The organism is Actinosynnema sp. NPDC049800 (assembly GCF_040656635.1).
Taxonomy (GTDB): domain Bacteria; phylum Actinomycetota; class Actinomycetes; order Mycobacteriales; family Pseudonocardiaceae; genus Actinosynnema.
In genome coordinates this window covers 191,335-212,260 of sequence record NZ_JBFAMT010000008.1, presented here as the reverse complement: position 1 = coordinate 212,260, position 20,926 = coordinate 191,335, and the positions used below count along the sequence as shown (strand labels likewise).

The following is a 20,926-nucleotide window of genomic DNA, read 5'->3' as shown; positions in this document are numbered from 1 at the left end:
GCCGTCGTCGTCGGTCAGAACGCGGGGACCGCGACGACCGCCGGGCTGAACAGGACGTCCACCTCGGGGCGCAGGCCGAGTTCCGGCCCGGTGCGCGGCACGGGGGTGGTGATGAGGATGTTGTAGTGGTTCGGGTGGTGGCAGGCGTCGAAACCGAGCACCTCGCCGACGAGCTCGCCGTCGCACCACACCTCGTCGCCGCGGTCGATCACGCCCGCGTTGACGATCTCCACGAACCCGAGGAAGGCCACCCGGTCGATCCGCGCGCCCGCCGCCGTGTCCTCGTGGTCGGTGGTCACCAGCTCGTGCACCTCGCCCCGGCGCACGCAGCGGCTCGCGAACGGCTCCAGGCTCATCCCGCGGTCGTCGCGGCGGTGCGCCAGCACCTTGACGACCCGGCTGCCGACCGCCCGCTTCTCGCCGTCCTCCAGCATCACTCACCCTCTCGTCGGTACACTTCGTCCACCAGGTCCAGCGCGGCCAACCCGCCGTCGCGCCACGCCGACCGCGCCGCCACGGCCGACGCGAAGTCACGCAGCACGGCCTCGTACTCGTGCCACAGCGAGCCCTTGAACTCCTCGAAGCCCTCGAGCACGTCCGCCCGCAGCACGGTCCCGTCGGCGAGCCTCGCGGTCACGTCCTTGGTCTCGCCGGGGTGCGACCAGTCCAACTCCACCACCGCCGGCGCGGAGCCCCGCACGTGCAGCACCGCCTGCCGGTCGATGCCGTCCACCCGGGTGACCCGCGCGGACTCCAGGGTCAGCTCGCCGAGGAACAGCCGTGCCAGGTCCAGCGCGTTGGGCCCGTTGTCGGCCACGCACCCGCCGCCGGACCGCGCCGGGTCCAGGTACCAGCGGTCCTCGCCCACGTGCTCCTCGATCCGCTCCAGGTAGCGCACGGTGAGCTCCACGATCGGGGCGGCGCCCGTGAGCTTGTCGCGCAACGCCAGCACGTTCGCGTTGTACCGGCGGTGGAAGGCGGTGAACAACGCCACTCCGCGCGCCCGTGCCGCCTCGGCCACCGCCAACCCGTCACGCAGCGTCGTGGCCAGCGGTTTCTCCACGCACACCGGCAGGCCACGCTCGACGGCGTCCGACGCGACCGCGGCGTGCACGTCGTTGGGCGCCGTCACCACCACCGCGTCCAACCCGCCCGCGTCGAGCATCGCCCGGTGGGACCGGTAGGCGGGCACGTGGTGACCCGCCAACGCCCGCTCGTCGAGGTCGCACACGGCGGCCAGCTCGAAGCGCGGCGAGGCCGCGATCGCGGCCAGGTAGAACCGCGAGATCACCCCCAACCCGACCACACCGACCCGAATCGCCGCCCGCTCACCCTCCGGCGAACCGCCTGATCCCGGCTCACCCTCCTGCGAACCGCCCGCCGCCCCCTCGGCCGCCCTCGAACCGCTCGATCCCGGCTCGTCCGCCCGCGAACCGCTCGACTCCGGCGCCTGTGGCCCGGTCATCCGGCGGCCCGCAGGGCAGGTGCGATCGAGCGCAGCTCCTCGTACAGCTCGTCCGGCAGGGGGACGCCGTGCACCTGCCGCCACCGGGCGCGCTCGCCCTCGTGCCAACCGGGGTAGCTGACCGGCTTGCGCGGATCGACCGGTTTGGCGCCCGCGACCGCGCCGAACAACGCCGCCGCGTCCTCCCAGAACCCCGGCCGCAGCGCCGACGGCGCGAACACCAGCGCCATCACGCCGATGTCGTCATCCCGCGACACCGACGACAACGGCCCCATGGCCGCACCCGGCACCAGCGCCGCCAGCACCTCCACCAGCAGACCCAGCCCGAAACCCTTGTACGCGCCCGTCTCCGGCGTCCCGCCCAGCCACAGCAGGCGCCCGTCACCCCGGTCGAACGCCGCCGGGTCGGTCACCGACGTGCCGTCGTCCGCCGCCAGCCACCCCGGCGGGATCGGCTCACCGGCCCTCGCCGCCGCCCGCACCCGGCCCGTCGGCACCACGGTCGTGCTCATGTCCAGCACGAACGGCGGCCGGTCGCCCGCCGGGCAGGCCAGCGCCAGCGGGTTCGTGCCCAGCAACGGCTCCCGGCCGTCCGGCGCGGGTGCGATGCGCTGCCCACCGCAGTTCGACGCGATCAGCCCCACCATGCCGTGCGCCGCCGCACGTGCCGCGTGGTACCCGGCGCAGCCGATGTGCGTCGCACCGCGCAACGTCACCATCCCGATCCCGTACCGCGCCGCCCGCGCCGAGGCCAGCTCCACCGCCTGGGACGCCGACCACAACCCGAGCGCCCGACGCGCGTCGGCCAGCACGGACGCGCCGAGGTCGGCGATCACCGCCATGTCGGCCGCCGGTTCCGTCCGCCCGGAGTCGAACAGCGGCAGGTACAGCCGGGTCAGGTTCACCAGCCCGTGCGTGCTCGACCCGGTCAGGTCGCCGTGGCACAGCGCCTCCGCCGCGACCGCCGCCCGGTCCGGCGGCACACCCCGCGCCCGGAAGACACCCGTGACGGTGTCGAGCAGGGTCGGATACGGCACCAGGACGGTCATGTTCCAGCTTCCTGTTCCTTGTTCGGAGTTGACGGGGTTCGCGTGGCCCTCACTGCGGAGCGGTGACCGCGCCACCGGACGACGGCCGGCGAACGGGCACTAGGCCGCTCCTGCGTTCCGCGCGAACCTCACGACGATGTCCCGCACCACGTCGGCGAACCGGTCGAGGTCGGCGACGTCGGCGTGCTCGCCGCGCGCGTGGGCCTGGTTGCCCTCCAGCGTTCCGGGGCCGAGGACGGCGGTGTGCGCGCCCGGCACGTCGGCCAGCCAGATCGCGTCGCAGGTGAACGCGGGCTCGTGCGCGGGCCAGCGCGGCACGATGCCGTCCAGCAGCGGCAGGTCCTGCGGCGGCAGCGCGGGCAGCCCGCGCTTGCGCCACACCAGCCGGGTGATCAGGGCCGCGTCGACGGCCGTGCGGTGGAACGGCGGCACGCCGCGGAAGCGGGCGGTGAACTCGGCCAGCCCTTCCCGCAGCGCGGCGTCCAGCGCCACGGCCAGCACCCGCGCGGACGCCGTGCTGCCGTAGGAGAGGTTCAGCAGCAGCTCGCCGCCGCCGTACACGCGGTTGTGCATCCGGCCCGTGTGCAGCCCGGCCACGCACACCTGGCCGTCCGGCACCCGCCCGGCCAGCGCGCCCGCCAGGTGCTGGGCGAGGAACCCGAGCAGCACGGACGCGTTGTGCCCCGCCTGCGGCTGGTCGTCGATCGCGTCCTCGCCGCGCACCTGCACGCACGCCGTCATCGCGGCCGTCGAGCGGGGCAGGTAGCGCAGGCCGGTCGGCTCGCAGAACACGTTCAGGCTGCCGTGGTACCCGGCCTCGACCAGCGGACGGGTGCCGAACACGCCCATCGCGCCGCCCTCCTCGCCGGACACCGCCTGGATCAGCACGCTCACGTCCCGCCCGACCGCCGGATCGGTCATCGCGGCACGGACACCGGCCAGCAGCGCCACCGCGGGCCCCTTGGCGTCGATCGCGCCGCGGCCGTGGAACCGGACGCCGTCGAACCCGGCCGGCTCGAACGGCGCGACCGTGTCCAGGTGCACGTTGAACATCACCACCGGCTCGGCCTGGCCGACCCGCAGCACCAGGTTCGGCTGCCGCGCCAGGAAGTCCGGGTCCTCGGCGATCGCCTCCCGCACCACGGAGGGCACGTCGTGCCGCAGCACGTCGGCCTCCCGCGCCGGACCCAGGTGCACGGTGCGCATCCCGAAGCACTCGGCCGCCTCCGAGTACGCGTGCACCGCGTCCCACAGGCACACCTCGTCGGTGGTCTCCAGCGGACCCGCGGTCGGCATCGCCAGCAGCCGCAGCAACAGGTCGCGGTCCTCGCCGATCACCGCACGGCTCCCCTCGCCGCCCAGGGTCCGATCACCGCACCAGCCCGGCCATCGCCCGACCGGCCGCCACGAACGCGGGCGCCGCGTCCGGTGCGAGCGCGCCCGACTCGTGCGGGCGCAGCGAGACGTGCGGCTCCAACGACCACGCGCCCCGATAACCACTGGCGCGCAACAACTCCACGCAGTCGGCCACCCGAGCGTCACCCGAACCGGGTAGCACGAACCGGTCACCCGACGCGTCCTTCACGTGCACGTGCTCGACGTGCGCGACCACCTCGCACAACATCGCGTACCCGTCGTAGCCGTGCGCGACGCCGTTGCCCGTGTCGAACAGCAGCCTCAACGCGGGGTTGTCCACCGCGTCGAGCAGGTCCAGCGCCCGCGCCGCGCTCGCGCCCGCCCAGCCGGAGCAGTTCTCGTGCAGCAGCACGACCCCCGCCGCCCCGGCGAGCTCGGCGAGCATCGACACCCGCGTGATCACCCGGTCGCGCCACCGCCGCTCGGACAGGCCCGCGTTCGGGTAGGACATGATCCGCACGTACCGGGTGCCCAGCGCGGCGCAGCGGCGCAGCAGCACGTCCAGCTCGGCCAGGTCGTCCTCGAACGGCGTGCTGATCGGCCGCGCCCACCCGCCGATCCGCGAGGCCAGGCACACCACCCCCACACCCCGCGCCGCCAGCTCCTTCGCCACCACCGCGAACTCGTCGTCGTCCAGGTCCGCCACCGCCCGCCCGTCCACGGTGCGCAGCTCCAGGTGCGTCCAGCCCAGCTCGGCGAGCACCGCCAACTGGCCCGCCAGGTCCGGCGCGGCCTCGTCCGCGATGCCCGCCAGCACCGGCTCAGCGGACATGCGCGGCCACCGGGCCGGGTGAGACCTCGCCGCGCGCGGCGGGGATCACCGGCTCGGCGCAGATGTTCTTGGCCACCGACAGCAGCTGCACCACGTCCGTGGCGAACGAGAACCCCCGCGCGTGCTGGTCGCCCGCCGCGTGGAACAGCCGGTAGGCGCGCAGCACCCACTCGGTGAGCGAGTCGTCGCGCAGCACCTCGTGCTCGCGCCGCCCGTTGAGCGTGACGGTGAGCTGCGCGTGGTCGTCGTCGTCGCTCACCGCGTAGTGGCCGACCGCGCTGCCCTTCTCGAACTCCACCGTGATGCGGCGCTCCCGCACCGGCGAGGTGAGGTCCGAGCTGATCTCCGTGCGCACGCCGCTGTTGTGCCGCAGCCCTATCCGGGCGCCGCCCATCCGCGGCACCACCACGTCGCCCACGGTCAGGTCGTAGCCGGCCGCGTGCGTGACCCGCGCGCTGCCCGCCAGCCGCAGCGCCAGGGCCACGCCGTGCGGCAGCTCCACGTCGAACGCGGTCAGGTGGCTCGGCCTGGTCAGCGACCGGCGGAAGCGCGGCTTGTTCTGCACGATCGAGATCGACTTCGGCTCGCCGAGCGTGCCGCCGCGCACCAGCTCCATCAGCCGCGAGGTCAGCGAGCTGGTCAGCCACGGCTCGACCACGGCGATCCGCAGGCCGTACTTGCGGCGCAGCCGGATCACCCTGGCCAGGTCGTCGGTGTCGGCGGCGAGCGGCTTCTCCGCGACGAGGTTGCGGAACCCGCGTTCGGCGAGCTCGGTCATCACCTCGGCGCGCACGGACGGCGGTGTGCACACGTGCGCCACCGTGTCGCCCGGGTCCAGCAGGGTGGCGGCCTCGGCCAGGCTGCCCACCATCGCCAGGCCGGGTCGTTCCGCGGGCAGCCGCCGCGGGTCGCACGCCACGATGGGTCGGTCGTCGAACAGCTGTCGGACCGAGGTCCGCGCCCTGGCCAGCACCGGCAGGTGCAGTTCCGCACCGGCTCGGCCCAGTCCCACGACGAGTGTGCGCACTATTGAGCCCCGTCTTGTCTCGTCCGGTCTCGAAGGCATCGGGAATGAGCGATGTCAGCTCGCAATTGATGGCCCCGACGTTGTCCCAATCGCGAAGGTATGTCAACTCCACGAGGGCGAGTTGACCAGGAAGAGTGAACTGGCCGGTGGTCGGCCGCCGGCCCGGTGACCTGCCATACGCTCACCCCCGGAAGCGGTGACCGCGGAGGTGAGTGCGCTGACCGTGCCATTCTTCACGCAATCGGCGACATTTTCCGGATTGTGGCCGATAACGCGACGGCACATTGTGGAAGTCATCAGTAACGGCAAGTACTCGCACGGGCGGAAAGTGCTGGAGCTGGAAAGGGCGCTGGCCGCGTACACCGGGGCCGCGCACGTCGTCGGCGTGAACAGCGGCACGGACGCGCTGGTGTTGTTGTTGAGGGCGTGCGGGCTGCGTCCCGGCGACGAGGTGGTCGTGCCCGCGTTCTCGTTCATCGCGTCGGCGTCCTCAGTGGTGCTCGCGGGCGGCGAACCCGTGTTCGCCGACATCGAGCCGGACGGCTACGGGCTCGACCCGGCGTCGGTCGCCGCCGTCGCCGGTCCGCGCGCCCGGTTCGTCATGCCGGTGCACCTGTTCCACCACCTCGCCGACCTGACCGGTCTGGCCGAGGTGGCCCGCCGGCTGGACCTCACCGTCGTGGAGGACAGCGCCGAGGCGATCGGCATGCGTCACGACGGGGTGCACGCGGGCCTGTTCGGCGCCGGGGGAGTGCTGTCGTTCTTCCCGACCAAGACCCTCGGGGCGCTCGGCGACGCGGGCGCGGTGATCACCAACGACCCGGTGGTCGCCGAGACCGCGGGCGCCCTGCGCCACCACGGCCGGTTCGGCCGCACGATCGACAACTTCCCCGGCATCTCCACCGGCGCCGGCGCGGTCGGGGTGAACAGCAAGATGGACGACGTCCAGGCCGCCGTGCTGCTGGCCAAGCTGGACCGGCTGGAAGCCGACATCCGCCGCCGCGCGGTGCTGGCGCGCCGGTACGCCGACGGCCTGGCCGGCGTGCCGGGCGTGCGGAAGCTGCCGTCCGTGCTGCCGCGGCGGGGGAGCGTGCGCGGCGTCTTCTACGTGTACGCGGTCGAGGTGGACCGGCGCGACGAACTGGCCGCGCACCTGGCCGGGCGCGGCATCGGCACGGAGACCTACTACCCGACGCCGCTGCACCTGCAACCGTGCTTCGCGCACCTCGGCCACCGGCCCGGCGACTTCCCCCGCGCGGAGGAGGCCTGCCGCCGCACCCTCGCGCTGCCGCTGTACCCGGACCTGCCGCTCGGCGACGTCGACCGGGTGTGCGCCGCGATCCGCTCCTTCTACCTCGGGGAGCGCGCGTGACGATCCCGTTCTTCCCGCCCGACCTGTTCGACGGCGACCTGCTGCTGGAGGTGGTGGAGGAAGTCGGCCTCACGCCGGACCAGCGGTTCATCCTCGGCACGCGCACCGCGGAGTTCGAGGCGGTGCTGCGCGACTCGCTCGGCGTCGCCGACGCGGTGGCGTGCGGCAGCGGCACGGCGGCGTTGACGCTGGTGCTGCACGCGATGGGCGTCGGTCCGGGCGACGAGGTGATCGTGCCCGCCTACGGGTGCGCGCCGCTGGCGTCCGCGCCGTCGGTCCTGGGCGCGACGCCGGTCTACGCCGACGTCGACCCGTGGACGATGGTCGTCGACCCGGCCGAGGTGGACAAGCTCGTCACCGGGCGCACCAAGGTGATCATGCCCGCGCACGTGTTCTCGGTGATGGCGGACATGCCCGCGTTGCGGCGGATCGCCACCGACGCGGGCGCGCGGCTGCTGGAGGACTCCGCGGTCGGGCAGGGCGGTGTGCTCGCCGGCCGCGCCGCCGGCACCTGGGGCGACGCGGGCGTGTTCTCGTTCGTGCAGGTCAAGACGTTCGGGATGCCCGGCGAGGGCGGGATGGTCGTCACCGGCGACCCGGCGCTGGCCCGCGAGGTCCGGATGCTGCGCAACCACGGCCAGGACGGCACGCACCGGTTCGTGCACCACCGGATCGGCTACAACAGCCGGTTCGACGAGGTGATGGCCGCCTTCCAGCTGCGCCGCCTCGCCACCCTGCCCGACCGGCTGGCACGGCGGGCGCGGATCGGCGAGTACTACACCTCGCGGTTCGCCGACCTCGCCGGCCGCGGCGTGCTCGCCCCTCCGCCGGGACGGGACGGGCGCTGCTTCTACGTCTACTCGCTGCTGGCCGACCGGCGTGACGCGCTGCGCGACCACCTGGCCGCGCACGGCATCGGCTCGCACGTCTACTACCCGGCGCCGCTGCCGCGCCAGCCCGCGTTCGCCGGGCACGCCCAGCCGGGCCGCGACTGGCCCGCCGCCGCGTCCGCCGCACGACGCCAACTGGCCATCCCCATCCACCCCCACCTGACCGACGCGCAGGTGGAACACATCGCCGACGAGGTGTGCCGGTTCGCGGCCGCGTCCGGCGCACACGGCTGAGGAGACCTCGAATGACCACCGCCATCGCGCCCGGGTCCAGGGGCGCGTACGTGAAGCTGGCCAAGCTCGACATCGTCGACTACTACCTCGGCGTCCTGGTGGTGTGGGCGCTGCTCGCGCCCGCGCTGCGGCTGGACGTCGGCGTGCTCACCACCATGGGCGTGTTCCTGGTCGGCGAGGTGTTCGTGATCGTCGCGATGGTCGCGCTGGACGACCTCACCGGCTACCGCGACGGCAGCGACACCGCCAACTACGCGCCGGACGCGCCGGCCCGCAAGCTCGACCGCAAACCGCTGGTCGCGGGCACGCTCACCGAACCGCAGGTGCTGCGGTTCGCGCTGATCACCGCCGCGGTCGGCGCGGCGGTGTGGCTCGGCGCCCTGGCCCTCGCGCCGCACCGTCCGGTGTGGACGGTCGTGCTGGTGGCGGTCACCTACTTCTTCGCCCTGCAGTACTCGTGGGGCGTGAAGCTGAGCTACCACGGCTTCCAGGAGTTCTTCCTGGCCGCGCTGGGGTGGGCCCTGGTGCTCGCGCCGTACGGCCTGGTCACCGGGCGGATCGACGGCGTGGTGGTCGTGCAGGCCCTGATCTTCGGCCTCGGGCCGCTGCTGTTCGGCGTCTACTCCAACACCAACGACGTGGCGGGCGACCGGCGGGTCGGCCGGCCCACGGTGGCGGCGCTGACCTCGCCCGCCGGCAACCGGCGCTTCGTCCGCGCGGTCTCGGCGTGCGAGTTCCTGCTGGTCCTGGCCCTGCCGCTGGTCGGCGGCCCGTGGTGGTTCCCGCTCGCGCTGCTGCCCACGATCCTGCTGCGCGCCAGGCAGCTGCGCGTCGGGTTCGGCGAGGGCGACATCCTGCGCGCCCGGCGGATCGGCATCGACGTGCACCGGGTCACCGTGGTGACGCTCGTCGTGGTGAACCTGGTGGTGCGGTGATGGACCTCGACGTGGCGGTGATCGGCGCGGGGATCGCCGGGCTGGCCGCGGCGCACGAGCTGGCGCGGGCGGGGCGCGAGGTGCGGGTGTTCGAGGCCGCCGACCACGTCGGCGGCCGGATGGCCACGCGCCACGAGTCCGGGTTCGTGGTCGACACCGGCGCCGAGCAGATCTCCGCCCGCGGCTACCCGCACACGTGGGAGCTGTTGCGGCGGTTGGGCCTCGACGACGTGCCCAGGATCGGACGGCAGCTCGGCGTGTGGCGCGGCGGGCGGGTGCGGCGGGGGTTGGCGCACCCGTCGGGCCTGGTCACCGGGGCGGGGCTGTCCGTGCGGGCCCGGCTGGACTTCGCGCGCGCCACGCGCGGCCTGGCGAAGAGGAGCGGGCTCGACACCGAACGGCCCGAGGCGTCCCGGGTGGGCACGGCCACCGTCGCCGAGTTCTGCGCGCCCCAGCACCCCGACGTGCTGGAGTACCTGTGCCAGCCGGTGGTGTCGGGGTTCTTCGGGTGGCAGCCGGAACGCTCGGCCGCCGCGCCGTTCCTGGCCCTGCTCGGCGCGATCGGCCCCGCCACGGCGTGGCGCACCTACGACGGCGGCATGGACGTGGTGGCCCGCGCGCTGGCCGCACCGCTCGACGTGACCACGTCGTTCCCGGTGCGGGAGGTCCTGGCCGGCCCGGGGTACGCCCGGATCACCGGCGACGGCGCCGAGTGGCGGGCCCGCTCGGTGGTGCTGGCCGTGCCCGCGCCCGTCGCCCGCCGGCTCTACGTCAACCCGCCGGAGCACGAGCGGTCGTTCCTGGACGCCTGCACGTTCACCCCGATGGTGAAGCTGCACCTGATGCTCGACCGCCGCCTGGAGTCGGAGGTGTACCTCCTGGCCGTGCCGCGGTCGGAGAGCACGTCGGTGTCGGTGGTGCTGTTCGACCACCTCAAGCACCCCGACCGCGCGCCCGAGGGCCGCGGCCTGGTCACCGTGATCGCCGCCCCGGCCGTCGCACCGGCGCTGCTGGACGCGACCGACGACGACGTGGTGTCCGCGCTCGCCGCCGAGGCCGAGCGGTTCGTGCCCGGCCTGCGTGCCGCCGTGACCGGGTCGGTCGTCCACCGGTTCCGCCACGGCCTGCCCGAAGCCACACCGCACGCCCTGGCGCTGCGCGGCGAGTTCGCGTCCCGTCTCGGCGGGGTCGTGGACCACGCGGGCGACTGGGTGACCCTGACCCCGTGCAGCGAGGCGGCGGTGCGAGCCGGCCGCCGTGCCGCGGCACGGGTCCACGCCGCGTCCCCGGGGACCGGCACGAGGAGGCAACCCGCATGAAGCCGCACGACATGGGCACGCTGTTCGACGAGGTCGCGGCGCGCGGCACGCACACCACCGTGCACCTGGACCGGCCGTTCGACATCCTCCCCGCCGGGTACGGGCCGGGGGTCGACTACACCGTGCCGCAGCTGGCCGGGCTGGTCCGCGAGGCCGCCGCCTGGCTGTACGAGGCGGGCGCGCGGCGCGGCGACCGGGTCGCGGTGGTGAAGCGCAACCACTACGACTACGACCTGCTCGCGTGCGCGGCGGTGCGGATCGGCGCGGTGCCCGCGCTGCTGTCCGGCCACCTCCCCGACGACGTGCTGGAGATCCTGCTCAAGCGGCTCGACCCGGCGGTGCTGGTCACCGACCGCGTGCCGCCGGTCGGACTGGCGCGGCGGGTGCTGTCGCTGGGCTCGCCCGTGCCGGGCGCGTTGACGTTGGACGACGTGCGTGGCGCGCGCGTGCCCGCACCCCGCCGCAGGCACGACGACGACCCGTTGATCATCAACCACACCTCGGGCACGACCGGTGTGCCCAAGCTCGTGGTGCACACGACCCGCACGATCGTGCACCGGCTGGCCCGGTTCGAGGCGGTGCGCTGGCCCGTGATCGGCGTGCGCCGTGACGACGTGGTCGCCAACGCGAGCTCCTACGCGCACGGCCGCACGTTCTGCTGGACGGCCAGTGTGTTCTGCCTCGCGCCGCGCAAGGTCGTGCTGCTCAGCGACCCCGAGTCGGCCGCACCGGTGCTGGCCCGGCACCGGCCGACGACCGTGGAGGCGCTGCCGTCGGCCTACGTGCGGTGGCAGCCGCCGGCCGCGCGACCGGACAACCCGTTCCGCGACGTGCGGCTGTTCGTCAGCACCTACGACGCCATGCACCCGCCGGTGATCCGGGCGATGCTGCACGCCTCCCGGCGCAGGCGTCCACTGTGGATGCAGGGCTGGGGCCAGACCGAGACGGGTCCGCTGACGTTCCGCTTCCTCACCCGCCGCGCGCTCGACCGCTCGCCCGACGCCCGCGACCTGGGACGTCCGGTGCCCGGCCGGACCCGGCTGCGGGTGGTGGACCCGGTGACGCTCACGCCCGTGCCGCGCGGGCACAGCGGCCTGGTGCTGGCCCGCACGGCGGCCCGTTGCGCCGGGTACGTCGGCGAGCAGGACCGGTGGCACGCCAAGAACACCGGGCCGTGGTGGAACACCGGCGACCTCGGGGTGCTGACCCGCGGCGGCGCGGTGCGGCTGCTGGACCGCGAGGTGGACGCCGTGCCGGGGCTGAGCTGCCTGCGGGTGGAGGACCTGGTCGAGGACCGGCTGCCCGAGGTGGTCGAGTGCGTGGTGCTCGGCACGCCCGGCAGGCCGCCGATCCCGGTGCTGGTGACGTCCGGTCCGCTGGACCCGGTGGCGTGGCGGCGGGCGGTGGCCGACCTGCCGCCGATGGCCGACCCGCACGTGCTGGCCTGGGACGAGGTGCCGCGCACCGGCACCGGCAAGGTGCGCAGGCTCGACCTGCTCACCCGGCTGGCCGGCACCGCCGAGACCCACGGCAGCGGGCGGTGGACGTGACCACCTCCGCGTTCGGCCACGCGCACGTCACCGAGGTGTCCCCGGTCCACGAGCCCGGTGACCTCCACCGGTGGCGGGCGTCGGGGTTCCCGCCCACGGCGGTCGTCCGCGCCGTTCCCGGGCGGTCGGCATGACGTCGACGTTGACGGCGGTGCCGTGGTCCGGGCCGGTGGACCTGCCGCTGGGCGGTGAGCTGGACGTGCAGGCGGCGTGCGGGATCATGCACGTGCACGGCAGGCGGTTCGGGCGGCCGACGGCGCTCGGCCTGGACTACGCCTCGATCGTGGCCGCCGAACTCGACGCGATCGGGGTGTCGGCGCTGGACGTGGCGCGGTCGCGCGGTGTCCCGCTGGAGGCGGTGTCCACGTCGGTCGCGCAGGCGGCGCTGCTGGCGGTGTCGCAGTACCTGGCGGCGGCCACCGCAGACGAGCCGGACCCGGTGCCGGCGGGTGTCGGCGGGCCGCCGTTCCTGTCCGCGGACGGGGTGGCGTTCGAGGTCGAGGCGCTGGACGCCGAGGTGTGGCGGCGGTTCTGGGCGGCGTTGGACGCCGACGCGGGCGTGGTGGCGTCGGCGTGGCGGCCCTTCCAGCACCGGTTCGCCACGGCGACGTGCCCGTTGCCGCCGGAGCTGACCGGGCTGACCGCGCGGCTGCCGATCGTGCGGCTGGAACGGGTCGCCGCGTCGACCGGGATGACGTTGGTGCGGGTCGCGCACCGGGCGGTCGACGACGTGCCGCCGTACGTCGTGCGGCCGTTGGGCGCGGGTGCGGGGCCGGTCGGGTCGCCGCGCGCGGGCGCGTTGCCGTTGTCGGGGATGGTGGTGCTGGAGTCGTGCCGCCGGGTGCAGGGGCCGATGGCCGGGCACCTGCTGTGGCAGCTGGGCGCGTCCGTGGTGCGGGTCGAGCCGCCGGGCGGGGACCCGCTGCGCGGGGTGCCGCCGATGGCCGGTGACGTGTCCGCCCGGTTCCACGCGCTGAACCGCGGCAAACGGGTCGTGACCGTGGACCTCGCGACCGTGGCCGGGCGGCGTGAGCTGCTGGAGCTGGCCTCGGGCGCGGACGTGTTCCTGCACAACTGGGGGCCGGGGAAGGCCGCCGCCTGGTCGTTGCGGGCCCGGGACGTGGCCAGGGTGCGGCCCGGGATCGTGTACGCGCACGCGTCCGGCTGGGGTGAGGCCCTGGGCCCGCGACCGCCGTTGGGCACGGACTTCGTGGTGCAGGCCCACGCCGGGGTGCCGCCGTCGTTGATGACGATCGTGGACGTGTTCGGCGGCGTGGTGTGCGCCCGCGGTGTCGTGGACGCCCTCGCGGGGCGGATCCGGTCGGGGACGGGGCAGTCGGTGGCGTCGTCGCTGCTGTCGGCGGCCTCTCGGCTGAACGCGCGGGCGACGCGGCGGTGCACGGCGCCGTTGAGCGTGCCGGTGTGCACGGACCTGGCGGGGTTGGCGCGGGACCGGCGGTTCTCGCGGGCCCTGGTGGCGGACGGGTGCGTGGTGCCGAGGTCGGCTTGGGAGTTCGGATGACGTGGACGTCGTCGACCGGGGTGGTGGTGCGGGACCTGGTGCCCGCCGCGCTGCGCCGGTCCTGGGTGGCGGCCGGTCACTGCCCGGACCGGGACCTGTACTCGTTGTTCCGGGAGCGGGTGGCCGCGCACCCCCGGCGGACGGCGGTGATCGACTCCGCCGGCTCGTTGGACTACGCGTCGTTGGACCGGGCGGTGAGGTGGCAGGCGAGGTTACTCCGTGGTTATGGCCCGTCCGACATCATCGGTGTCGACGTGCCGAACGGGAGAGAGGGGGTGGTGGCGGAACTGGCGGTGGCGGCGGTCGGCGGTGTGGCGGTGCACCTGCCCGACGGGGTGTCGCCGGTGGCGGGCACGGGTTCGCCGGTGGTGAGCACGGTGATCACGGACGTGTCGGAGGCTCTGCTGGCGGCTTCCGACCCGGTCCGGGAGGCGCCGCCGTGGTCGCCGGTGGCGGTCGACCCGGAGGCTCCGGCGCGGATCCTGGTGTCGTCGGGGTCGGAGTCCGCGCCGAAGCTGGTCGCCTACTCGCACAACGCGTTCGCCGGTGGTCGGGGCAACTACGTGCGGGCGGTGCACGGCGCCACGGCGGTGCCGCGCGACCTGGTGCTGGTGCCGTTGGCGTCGGCGTTCGGGTCGTTCGGGGCGGCGATCACGCTGTGCCGGTTGGGCGGGACGGTGCTGCTCGTGCGGCGGTTCGACGCGGCGTCGGCGTTGCGCGTGGTGGCGGAGCACCGGCCGACGCATGTGTTCGGCGTGCCCACGATGCTGCGGCGGATGGCGGCGCTGGCGTCCACTGTGGACACGACGTCGGTGCGGGCGGTGGTGTCGAGCGGCGACGTGCTGACGCCGGGGACGGCGGCGGCGGTGCGGTCGGCGTTCGGCTGCCCGGTGATCAACATCTACGGGTCGTCGGACGGCGTGAACTGCCACACGGCGACGCCGGAGCACGGGGTGGGCAGGCCCGACCCGGCGGTCACCGACATCCGCGTGGTGGACGGCGAGATCTGCGCGCTGGGGCCGATGACGCCGCTGTGCTACGTCGACGCGCCCGAGCTGGACCGGCGGCACCGCCTGCCGGGCGGCTGGGTGCGGACCGGCGACGCCGGGTTCATCGACGCCGACGGCACCCTGCACGTGGTGCGCCGGCTGAAGCGGGTGGTGATCCGCGGCGGGTACACCATCAGCCCGGCCGAGGTGGAACGGGCGCTGGACGGGCACCCCGAGGTGGCCGAGGTGGCGTGCGTGCCCGTGCCGGACGCCGACCTCGGTGAGCGGCTGTGCGCGTGCGTGGCCGTGCGCCCCGGCCGACCCGCGCCGTCGCTCGGGCAGCTGACCGCGTTCCTGCTCGACCGCGGCCTGAGCCGCCGCAAGCTGCCCGAACGCCTGGTGGTGGTGCCGGAACTGCCGCTGGGCCGGACGGGGAAGGTCTGCCTCGCCACCGTCACCCGGCTGGCGGCCGAACGGCACGGTGCAGAACGGCCGGGGGTCGAGGCGCTGGGCCTTCCGGGTTGACGTGGCCGGCGGTCGGTCGGCACGCGGCCGGGGTGAGGGATGTTCCGGGATTCTCTTGAAAGGTGGTGTCGATGAGACTTGATCCGTTCGCCGGGCCGGGGTTCGCGGCGTTGGGCGCGTTGACCAAGGCCGTGGACGACGTGGACCTGCCGGTCGGGTTCGTCGAACTGCTGCGGTTGCGGTGCTCGCAGCTCAACGGGTGCACCTACTGCATCCGGCTGCACGGCGACGCGGCCGTGGCGGCGGGGGAGACGCGTGACGTCTCCTCGTGGCGGACCGACCCGGCGTTCACGGAGCCGGAACGGGCGATGGTGGCGTTGGCCGAGGCGGTGACCCTGGTGCACGACGGGCGCGTGCCGGACTCCGTCCTCGACGCGGCCATCCACGCCGTGGGCGAGGTGCGAACACAGCAAGTCGTATGGGTGGCGACCGTCGTCAACGCCTACAACCGGCTGGCGATCAGCGCCCGGCTCGGGTGACGGTGGTCAGCCCTTCAGACCGTCCATCGGGCCGGGCGTGCTGCTGAACGTGCGGGGAGGGTGTGCCGCCGACCGTCGTGCGGGGTGGGCGTGCCGCTGACGGTCGTGTGGGTCGCGGCGGTGGTCGGCGTCTGCAATCGGCTGGCGATCAGCGGTGGGCTCGCGTGATGGTGGTCAGCCCCTCAGGCCGACCACAGGGGCGGGCGTGCCGCCGAACGTCGTGCGGGTGACCACGATCGCGCCGGGGGCGGAGACGAGCCGGACGTCCCGGCGGCCACGCGAGCCCGAGCCGTCGAGGCGGACCGGCGTGGACGTGGGCGGCGAGCCGTCCAACGGCTGCGTCACCACGGTCAGCTCACGGCCGTTGTCCTCGCACGCGCGCACGTAGGTGGTGCGCGTGGTGAGGTCCGCCGTGCGCCGGGGACAGGCCTCGATCGACAGCGGTGTGGTCGCGCCGGTGGTCGGGTCGAGCGCGAGGAGGTCGGTGACCTGACCGGCTTCCGCTTGCTCCACCAAGGGCGTGACTCCGGCATCGGCGCGCACGGTCCACGGTCGTTCCGGCCGGGTCAGCACCCGTCCGGTCTCGGTGTCGAGCAGTCCGTTCGGCACCGCGTCCGGCGTGTCCCGCGCGCCGAACGTCTGGAAGAGCACGACGGCGCCGTCCGGCGTGGCCCGCAGCCGGATGTCCTGCCGCTCGCCGTTCGCGTCACCGCGCCGGACCTCGTGCCGCCACCGCTCCCGACCGGTCGCCTCGTCCAGGGCGGTGACACCCAACGTGTCCGCGCACTCCACCGGCACCAGGACGGTCGTGCGGCCCCACGCCACCTGCCCGAACCACGACGTGCAACCGGCGGGCGGCGACCAGTGCCACCGAGACCCGCCGTCGCCGAGGTCGTAGCCGGTGATCACCTCCTGGTCGCGCACCGTCAACATCCGCGTGCCGGGCATCACCTGGTCGGTCTCCACCAGCACCGACCGGACCACCATCTCGAACCGGGGTGCGCCGGTGTCCGCGTCCAGCACCACCACCGACTGCGCCCTCGTGTCGTGCACGGACCGGAAGGACACCACGACGCTCCGCCGGTCGATCGACGCCACCAACGAGCCGATCGGCGCGCCGGGCCGCGCGTACCGCCACTCCACCCGCCCGTCGGCGCCGTTCAACGCCACCACGGCCCCGTCCCGGGTGGCCACAACGACCCCGTGCAGGACCGGCACGACCTCGACCACGTCGGCGGGCGGCTGCCAAGCCCACTGCCGCCCACCGGGCTGCTCCACCAAGGGCTCGGCCGGAAACCCCCGAGCATCCCGCGTCTCGGACCGAACGATCACCGCCTGCGCCCCCACCGGCGCCAGGAACGCCGCCACCACGACGACAACCACCGCGAGCACCCCGACGGGCCGAACCCGCCACCCACCGGACCGGGCCTGCCGGGGCACGTGATCGCCGGACGCCACCGGCTCGCCCTCGGTCGATTGCGCTGCATCGTCTTCGGCCGGCTGCGCCTGCGGTCCTGGCCTGGTTCCGGCTGATCCGGCTGGGTGCTCTGCGGCATCCGCGACCGGCGCTTGGTGTTCCGCTGAACTCCGGATCGGCGGGGCAGGTTGCCCTGAGCCGACCGGCGCCGGCTGGTTCACCGGGCCGTCGACCGGCTGCGGGCGCTGTCCTGCCAACCCGATCGCGCCGACCGCCACCGCGAGCGAACCCACCGCCAACACCGGCAGGTCGTCGCCGGTCAAGCCGATCAGCAGATCCGACACCAGGAGCCACCACACCGCGCCCGCCGACCCGGCACCCGCCACCGCCGCGAACACCCGGGCCGACCGTCCGCCGCCCACCGCCAACGCGGCCGCGAGCACGACGCCCACCGCCAACCCGATCACCGTCACGTCCGCCTCCGGCCGGGGCACCCCGCCCGACCGGAACGGCGCCCACGCGGCGCACAACGCACCCACGACCGTCAGGTAGCGCAGCATCTCGGCACCTCCCCGCGTGGGACGGCGAGCACCCGGATTCCGTTCCGCCCCGCCCGGTAATCGGGACGGTGGGCGGTGATCGCGGGCGGTGGCTGCGGGCGGAGGGAGTCGGGCGAGGTGGAGTTGGTCGACCGGCGGCGTCCCGGTGGCGATGGGGCAGAATCTGCCCGGTGAGCACCAACTGGGCAGGCAACTTCACCTTTTCCGCCGCGCGCACCGCGCACCCCACGTCCGTCGACGAACTCCAGGACGTGGTCAGGTCGGCCGGGGCGGCACGCGTGGTCGGCGCGGGGCACTCGTTCAGCACGATCGCCGACACCGACGGCACGCTGATCAGCCTCGACCGGATGCCCGAGGTGTTCGAGGTCGGCGACGGGGCGGTGCGGGTGGGCGCCGGCACGCGGTTGGCCCGCCTCGCCGAACGGCTGCACGCCGCCGGCCTCGCCCTGCCCGCCATGCCGTCGTTGCCGCACATCACGATCATCGGCGCGTGCGCCACCGCCACCCACGGCTCGGGCAACGACATCCCCTCGCTCGCCGGCCTGGTCCGCTCGCTCGACCTCGTCGCGGCCGACGGCACCATCCACACCCTGACCAGGGGAGACGCCGGTTTCGACGGCGCCGTGGTGGCGTTCGGCTCGCTCGGCGTCGTGGTGGCCGTCGAGCTGGACGTCGTGCCGACCTTCGACGTCGAGCAGCGGGTGTACCGGGACATGCCGTTCGACGCCCTGGTCGAGAACGTGGACGCCGTGTTCGGCAGCGCCTATAGCGTCAGCGCCTTCACCACGTGGCAGGGCGTGGCCCACGTGTTCGCCAAGCACCGCACGACCGACACCAGGCACGACCTGACCTGGACGGGCGCGACGCCCGCCACCGAGCCGGTGCACCCGGTGCCCGGCCAGCCCGCCCTGCACTGCACGACCCAGCTCGGCGTCCCCGGCCCGTGGCACGAACGGCTGCCGCACTTCCGCGCCGACTTCACCCCGAGCGTCGGCCGCGAGCTGCAGTCGGAGTACTTCGTGGCCCGCGAGCACGCGGCCGACGCGCTGCGGGCGCTCAACGACCTGTCCGCCGAGATCGCGCCCGTGCTGCTGACCTCCGAGGTCCGCACGATCGCCGCCGACACCCAGTGGCTCAGCCCGGTGCACGAGCGGCCGAGCGTGGCGTTCCACTTCACCTGGCACCCGGACGACGCGGCCGTGCGCGCCGTGCTCCGCAAGATCGAGGCGGCGCTGAGCCCGTGGCGCCCCCGCCCGCACTGGGGCAAGCTGTTCGAGCTGGCCGACCCCGGCGAGCGGTACCCGCAGTGGGCGCGGTTCGCGCGGCTGCGCGACGAGCTCGACCCCACCCGCACCTTCCGCAACCCCTTGATCGACGGCTGGTTCACCGCGTAAGCGCCGCTCACAACCGCGCGAACCGCCGCAGCCCTTCCAGGTCGGGCACGACCACGTCGCGCCGCAGGTGGCTGACCACCACACCGGCCTTGCGCAGGTCGGCGAACGCCTTCTCGGCCGTGCGCGGCTTCATCCCGGCGATCGAGGCCAGCTCCACCTTGGTCAACGGGATGCCGAGCACCCACCCGCCGACCTCCTGGCGGCCGTGCGCGCCGACCAGCTCGGCCAGCACGCGGGCCACCCGCTCGGCGGCGGTGTGCGACAGGAAGTCGCGCCGCCGCCGGTTGGCCCACCGCAGCTGGTCGTCGATGACGCCGATCAGCTCGACGAACCCGTCGTTGCGGCGGTGCAGGAACCCGTGCAGCTCGGCGCTCGTGATCAGCTTCGCCGACACGTCACCGCACGTCACGACGGTCGCCGACCGCGGCTTGTGGTCCAGGGCGGCCAGCTCGCCCACCAGGTCGCCCGCGACCCGCACGGTGAGCACCGCGGTGTCCCCGCTCGCGTCGTTGACCAGCACCTTCACCACGCCTTCGAGCAGCAGGAACACGTGCGTGTCGGTGGCGTCCTGGACGATGAGCTCCCGGTCGGCGGCGTAGCGGACCGTGGTGCCCAGCGACATCAGCTCCTGGCGGCTGCTCTCCCGCAGCCGCGCCAGCAACGTGCCCGGCGGCCACTCCGGCGTCGCCACGTGCTGCCGCGCCGCGGGCGTGCTCGGCTTCGCGGTGGCCAGCGACCGGCCCGCGTCCGCGAACGAGGCGTACCCCCGCTCGAACGACGGATCGGGCCCCACCCCGGACAGCAACGCCTCGCACGCCCGCCGCTGCTCGTCCAGCGCCCGCACGGCCGGGTGGTCCGCGCCCAGCGCCGACACCGCCCGCATCGACGCGTCGCGCACCACGTCCAGCAGCCGCTGCGACTGGCCGCGGGTGCCGTCGAGGTGGGCGAGCTCCAGCTCGGCCGAGGCCAGGTTCGACGTCGCGATCACCGAGTGCGGGTGGTCGGCGCCGAGCCGGGTGGCGGTGCGGTCCGCGGCCGACCGCAGGCTGGGCAGGGCGAGCCGGGCCCGTTCGGCGGACCGCCGCACCCTGGCCAGCTCGAACTCCGCCGACGCCAGGTTCGCCTGCGCCACCAGCGCCCGCGGGTGGTGCGCGCCCAGCGCGTTCAACGCCCGGTCGGTCGCGTCGCGCAGGTCCGTCAACGACTCGGCGACCTCCTCGGCGTCACCGTGGTCGCGGGCGATCCGGAACCGCGCGCACATCAGGTTCAGCCGCAGCACGCACGTCTGCGGGTGGTTCGACCCGAGCACCGCCGCGTTGCGCTGTAACGCCAGCTCCAGCGCGCCCGTCTCGCTCGGTTTCGCCCGCTCCACGGCCACCGCCACCGACCCCACCGGGACCGGGTCGGCCACCGGCAGCGGGTCGAGGAAGTCGCCGACCACCTGGCGCAGCGGCGCGCCGCGGCCGAACGCCGTCGTCGGGGGCCTGCGGCGCACCTGGCGCGGCGCGGTCGTGCCCGGCTCGCGCCGACCGCGGGCCACCGACGCCAACGCCTGCAGGTCGCGCACCCGTGACGCCTCCGGCCCGGTCGGGTCGACCAGCGCCAGCATGGCGATCAGCAACGCGTCCGCGGCGTCGGCGGAGCCGATCCGGGTCAGCGCGGCGGCGCAGCGCAGCAGGCGGTCCACGTCGCGGCGCGCGCTGAGCGCGTCCAGCGACCGCGCCAGGTCCACCGCGAGGCGGCGGGCCGCCTGCCGGTCCGGCGCGGACCGGGCCAGTACTGCTTCGAGTTCGACCATTCGGCTGTTCATCCGGCACCCCAGGTGGTTGCTCGGTCCGCGGTGGCGCGGTTCCTGCGTTCGGACGCCGTGTTCCGGCGTTCGGCCGCGGGGACTCGTGCCGCCGGAGTGGAATCCTCGTCCATAGCGGCGATATCGGTTGCTCCGGGCATTCGTTAGCGCATCCCTGACATTGTTACGGTACGAATGGTCGGATGTCCGAGTGTTATCCGC

17 protein-coding genes are annotated in these 20,926 nt (G+C 74.4%); 9 read left to right on the top strand and 8 right to left on the bottom strand.

Annotated features, from left to right (window positions below):
* Positions 1–14 precede the first annotated feature (14 nt).
* The 6 genes from AB0I91_RS13110 to AB0I91_RS13085 all read right to left on the bottom strand — a co-directional run bounded on the left by AB0I91_RS13110 (position 15) and on the right by AB0I91_RS13085 (position 5,714).
* Complete coding sequence (locus AB0I91_RS13110) at positions 15–434, bottom strand: DUF6917 domain-containing protein (protein ID WP_498778988.1); 420 nt, start codon at positions 432–434, stop codon at positions 15–17.
* Positions 434–1,465, bottom strand: a complete 1,032-nt coding sequence (locus AB0I91_RS13105) for a Gfo/Idh/MocA family protein (protein ID WP_499636870.1) — start codon at positions 1,463–1,465, stop codon at positions 434–436. The genes AB0I91_RS13110 and AB0I91_RS13105 overlap by 1 nt, the downstream gene beginning before the upstream one ends.
* Positions 1,462–2,514: an Ldh family oxidoreductase gene (locus AB0I91_RS13100; RefSeq protein ID WP_499610271.1), complete on the bottom strand. Its 1,053-nt coding sequence runs from the start codon at positions 2,512–2,514 to the stop codon at positions 1,462–1,464. Before AB0I91_RS13100 ends, AB0I91_RS13105 begins: the two co-directional genes overlap by 4 nt.
* Before the next feature lie 99 nt (positions 2,515–2,613).
* Positions 2,614–3,852: a M20/M25/M40 family metallo-hydrolase gene (locus AB0I91_RS13095; RefSeq protein WP_499610274.1), complete on the bottom strand. Its 1,239-nt coding sequence runs from the start codon at positions 3,850–3,852 to the stop codon at positions 2,614–2,616.
* Positions 3,853–3,883: 31 nt separating this feature from the next.
* Positions 3,884–4,702 carry a sugar phosphate isomerase/epimerase family protein gene (locus AB0I91_RS13090; RefSeq protein WP_498778981.1) on the bottom strand — a complete coding sequence of 273 codons (819 nt, stop codon included), beginning with the start codon at positions 4,700–4,702 and terminating at the stop codon, positions 3,884–3,886.
* Positions 4,692–5,714: a Gfo/Idh/MocA family protein gene (locus AB0I91_RS13085; protein ID WP_498778980.1), complete on the bottom strand. Its 1,023-nt coding sequence runs from the start codon at positions 5,712–5,714 to the stop codon at positions 4,692–4,694. Before AB0I91_RS13085 ends, AB0I91_RS13090 begins: the two co-directional genes overlap by 11 nt.
* A 298-nt stretch (positions 5,715–6,012) precedes the next feature.
* On the opposite strand from AB0I91_RS13085, the gene AB0I91_RS13080 reads away from it, so the two are divergent.
* From AB0I91_RS13080 to AB0I91_RS13045, 8 genes are all read left to right on the top strand, one after another.
* A complete protein-coding gene (locus AB0I91_RS13080) occupies positions 6,013–7,101 on the top strand; it encodes a DegT/DnrJ/EryC1/StrS family aminotransferase (protein ID WP_499636896.1) in 1,089 nt (362 codons plus the stop codon).
* Positions 7,098–8,225 (top strand): DegT/DnrJ/EryC1/StrS family aminotransferase, encoded by a 1,128-nt coding sequence (locus AB0I91_RS13075; protein ID WP_499636868.1) that lies wholly within the window; start codon positions 7,098–7,100, stop codon positions 8,223–8,225. The genes AB0I91_RS13080 and AB0I91_RS13075 overlap by 4 nt, the downstream gene beginning before the upstream one ends.
* Positions 8,226–8,236: 11 nt before the next feature.
* The gene (locus AB0I91_RS13070) at positions 8,237–9,160 is read left to right on the top strand and encodes a UbiA family prenyltransferase (protein WP_499636866.1); all 924 of its coding nucleotides are present in this window, start codon (positions 8,237–8,239) and stop codon (positions 9,158–9,160) included.
* Positions 9,160–10,479 (top strand): protoporphyrinogen/coproporphyrinogen oxidase, encoded by a 1,320-nt coding sequence (locus AB0I91_RS13065; RefSeq protein ID WP_499636864.1) that lies wholly within the window; start codon positions 9,160–9,162, stop codon positions 10,477–10,479. Before AB0I91_RS13070 ends, AB0I91_RS13065 begins: the two co-directional genes overlap by 1 nt.
* Positions 10,476–12,029 carry a class I adenylate-forming enzyme family protein gene (locus AB0I91_RS13060; RefSeq protein WP_499636862.1) on the top strand — a complete coding sequence of 518 codons (1,554 nt, stop codon included), beginning with the start codon at positions 10,476–10,478 and terminating at the stop codon, positions 12,027–12,029. Before AB0I91_RS13065 ends, AB0I91_RS13060 begins: the two co-directional genes overlap by 4 nt.
* 130 nt (positions 12,030–12,159) lie before the next feature.
* Positions 12,160–13,551 carry a CoA transferase gene (locus AB0I91_RS13055; protein ID WP_498778973.1) on the top strand — a complete coding sequence of 464 codons (1,392 nt, stop codon included), beginning with the start codon at positions 12,160–12,162 and terminating at the stop codon, positions 13,549–13,551.
* Complete coding sequence (locus AB0I91_RS13050) at positions 13,548–15,065, top strand: class I adenylate-forming enzyme family protein (RefSeq protein ID WP_499636860.1); 1,518 nt, start codon at positions 13,548–13,550, stop codon at positions 15,063–15,065. The genes AB0I91_RS13055 and AB0I91_RS13050 overlap by 4 nt, the downstream gene beginning before the upstream one ends.
* Positions 15,066–15,136: 71 nt before the next feature.
* Positions 15,137–15,544 carry a carboxymuconolactone decarboxylase family protein gene (locus tag AB0I91_RS13045; RefSeq protein ID WP_499636858.1) on the top strand — a complete coding sequence of 136 codons (408 nt, stop codon included), beginning with the start codon at positions 15,137–15,139 and terminating at the stop codon, positions 15,542–15,544.
* A gap of 174 nt (positions 15,545–15,718) precedes the next feature.
* Here AB0I91_RS13045 and AB0I91_RS13040 read toward each other — a convergent pair whose 3' ends face one another.
* Positions 15,719–17,521 (bottom strand): outer membrane protein assembly factor BamB family protein, encoded by a 1,803-nt coding sequence (locus AB0I91_RS13040; protein ID WP_499636856.1) that lies wholly within the window; start codon positions 17,519–17,521, stop codon positions 15,719–15,721.
* A 170-nt stretch (positions 17,522–17,691) separates the two neighbouring features.
* On the opposite strand from AB0I91_RS13040, the gene AB0I91_RS13035 reads away from it, so the two are divergent.
* On the top strand, positions 17,692–18,915 hold the full coding sequence (locus AB0I91_RS13035) for an FAD-binding protein (RefSeq protein ID WP_499636854.1): 1,224 nt from the start codon (positions 17,692–17,694) through the stop codon (positions 18,913–18,915).
* 7 nt (positions 18,916–18,922) lie between these two features.
* Here the strand turns inward: AB0I91_RS13035 and AB0I91_RS13030 are convergent, their stop codons facing one another.
* Positions 18,923–20,725 carry a Crp/Fnr family transcriptional regulator gene (locus AB0I91_RS13030; protein WP_499610305.1) on the bottom strand — a complete coding sequence of 601 codons (1,803 nt, stop codon included), beginning with the start codon at positions 20,723–20,725 and terminating at the stop codon, positions 18,923–18,925.
* Positions 20,726–20,926: the final 201 nt, after the last annotated feature.

Coding starts and splice junctions, on each gene's coding strand:
- AB0I91_RS13045 (WP_499636858.1), top strand. CDS start 15,137: ATGAGACTTGATCCGTTCGCCGGGCCGGGGTTCGCGGCGTTGGGCGCG.
- AB0I91_RS13055 (WP_498778973.1), top strand. CDS start 12,160: ATGACGTCGACGTTGACGGCGGTGCCGTGGTCCGGGCCGGTGGACCTG.
- AB0I91_RS13090 (WP_498778981.1), bottom strand. CDS start 4,702: ATGTCCGCTGAGCCGGTGCTGGCGGGCATCGCGGACGAGGCCGCGCCG.
- AB0I91_RS13100 (WP_499610271.1), bottom strand. CDS start 2,514: ATGACCGTCCTGGTGCCGTATCCGACCCTGCTCGACACCGTCACGGGT.
- AB0I91_RS13105 (WP_499636870.1), bottom strand. CDS start 1,465: ATGACCGGGCCACAGGCGCCGGAGTCGAGCGGTTCGCGGGCGGACGAG.
- AB0I91_RS13065 (WP_499636864.1), top strand. CDS start 9,160: ATGGACCTCGACGTGGCGGTGATCGGCGCGGGGATCGCCGGGCTGGCC.
- AB0I91_RS13070 (WP_499636866.1), top strand. CDS start 8,237: ATGACCACCGCCATCGCGCCCGGGTCCAGGGGCGCGTACGTGAAGCTG.
- AB0I91_RS13040 (WP_499636856.1), bottom strand. CDS start 17,521: ATGCTGCGCTACCTGACGGTCGTGGGTGCGTTGTGCGCCGCGTGGGCG.
- AB0I91_RS13050 (WP_499636860.1), top strand. CDS start 13,548: ATGACGTGGACGTCGTCGACCGGGGTGGTGGTGCGGGACCTGGTGCCC.
- AB0I91_RS13060 (WP_499636862.1), top strand. CDS start 10,476: ATGAAGCCGCACGACATGGGCACGCTGTTCGACGAGGTCGCGGCGCGC.
- AB0I91_RS13110 (WP_498778988.1), bottom strand. CDS start 434: ATGCTGGAGGACGGCGAGAAGCGGGCGGTCGGCAGCCGGGTCGTCAAG.
- AB0I91_RS13030 (WP_499610305.1), bottom strand. CDS start 20,725: ATGAACAGCCGAATGGTCGAACTCGAAGCAGTACTGGCCCGGTCCGCG.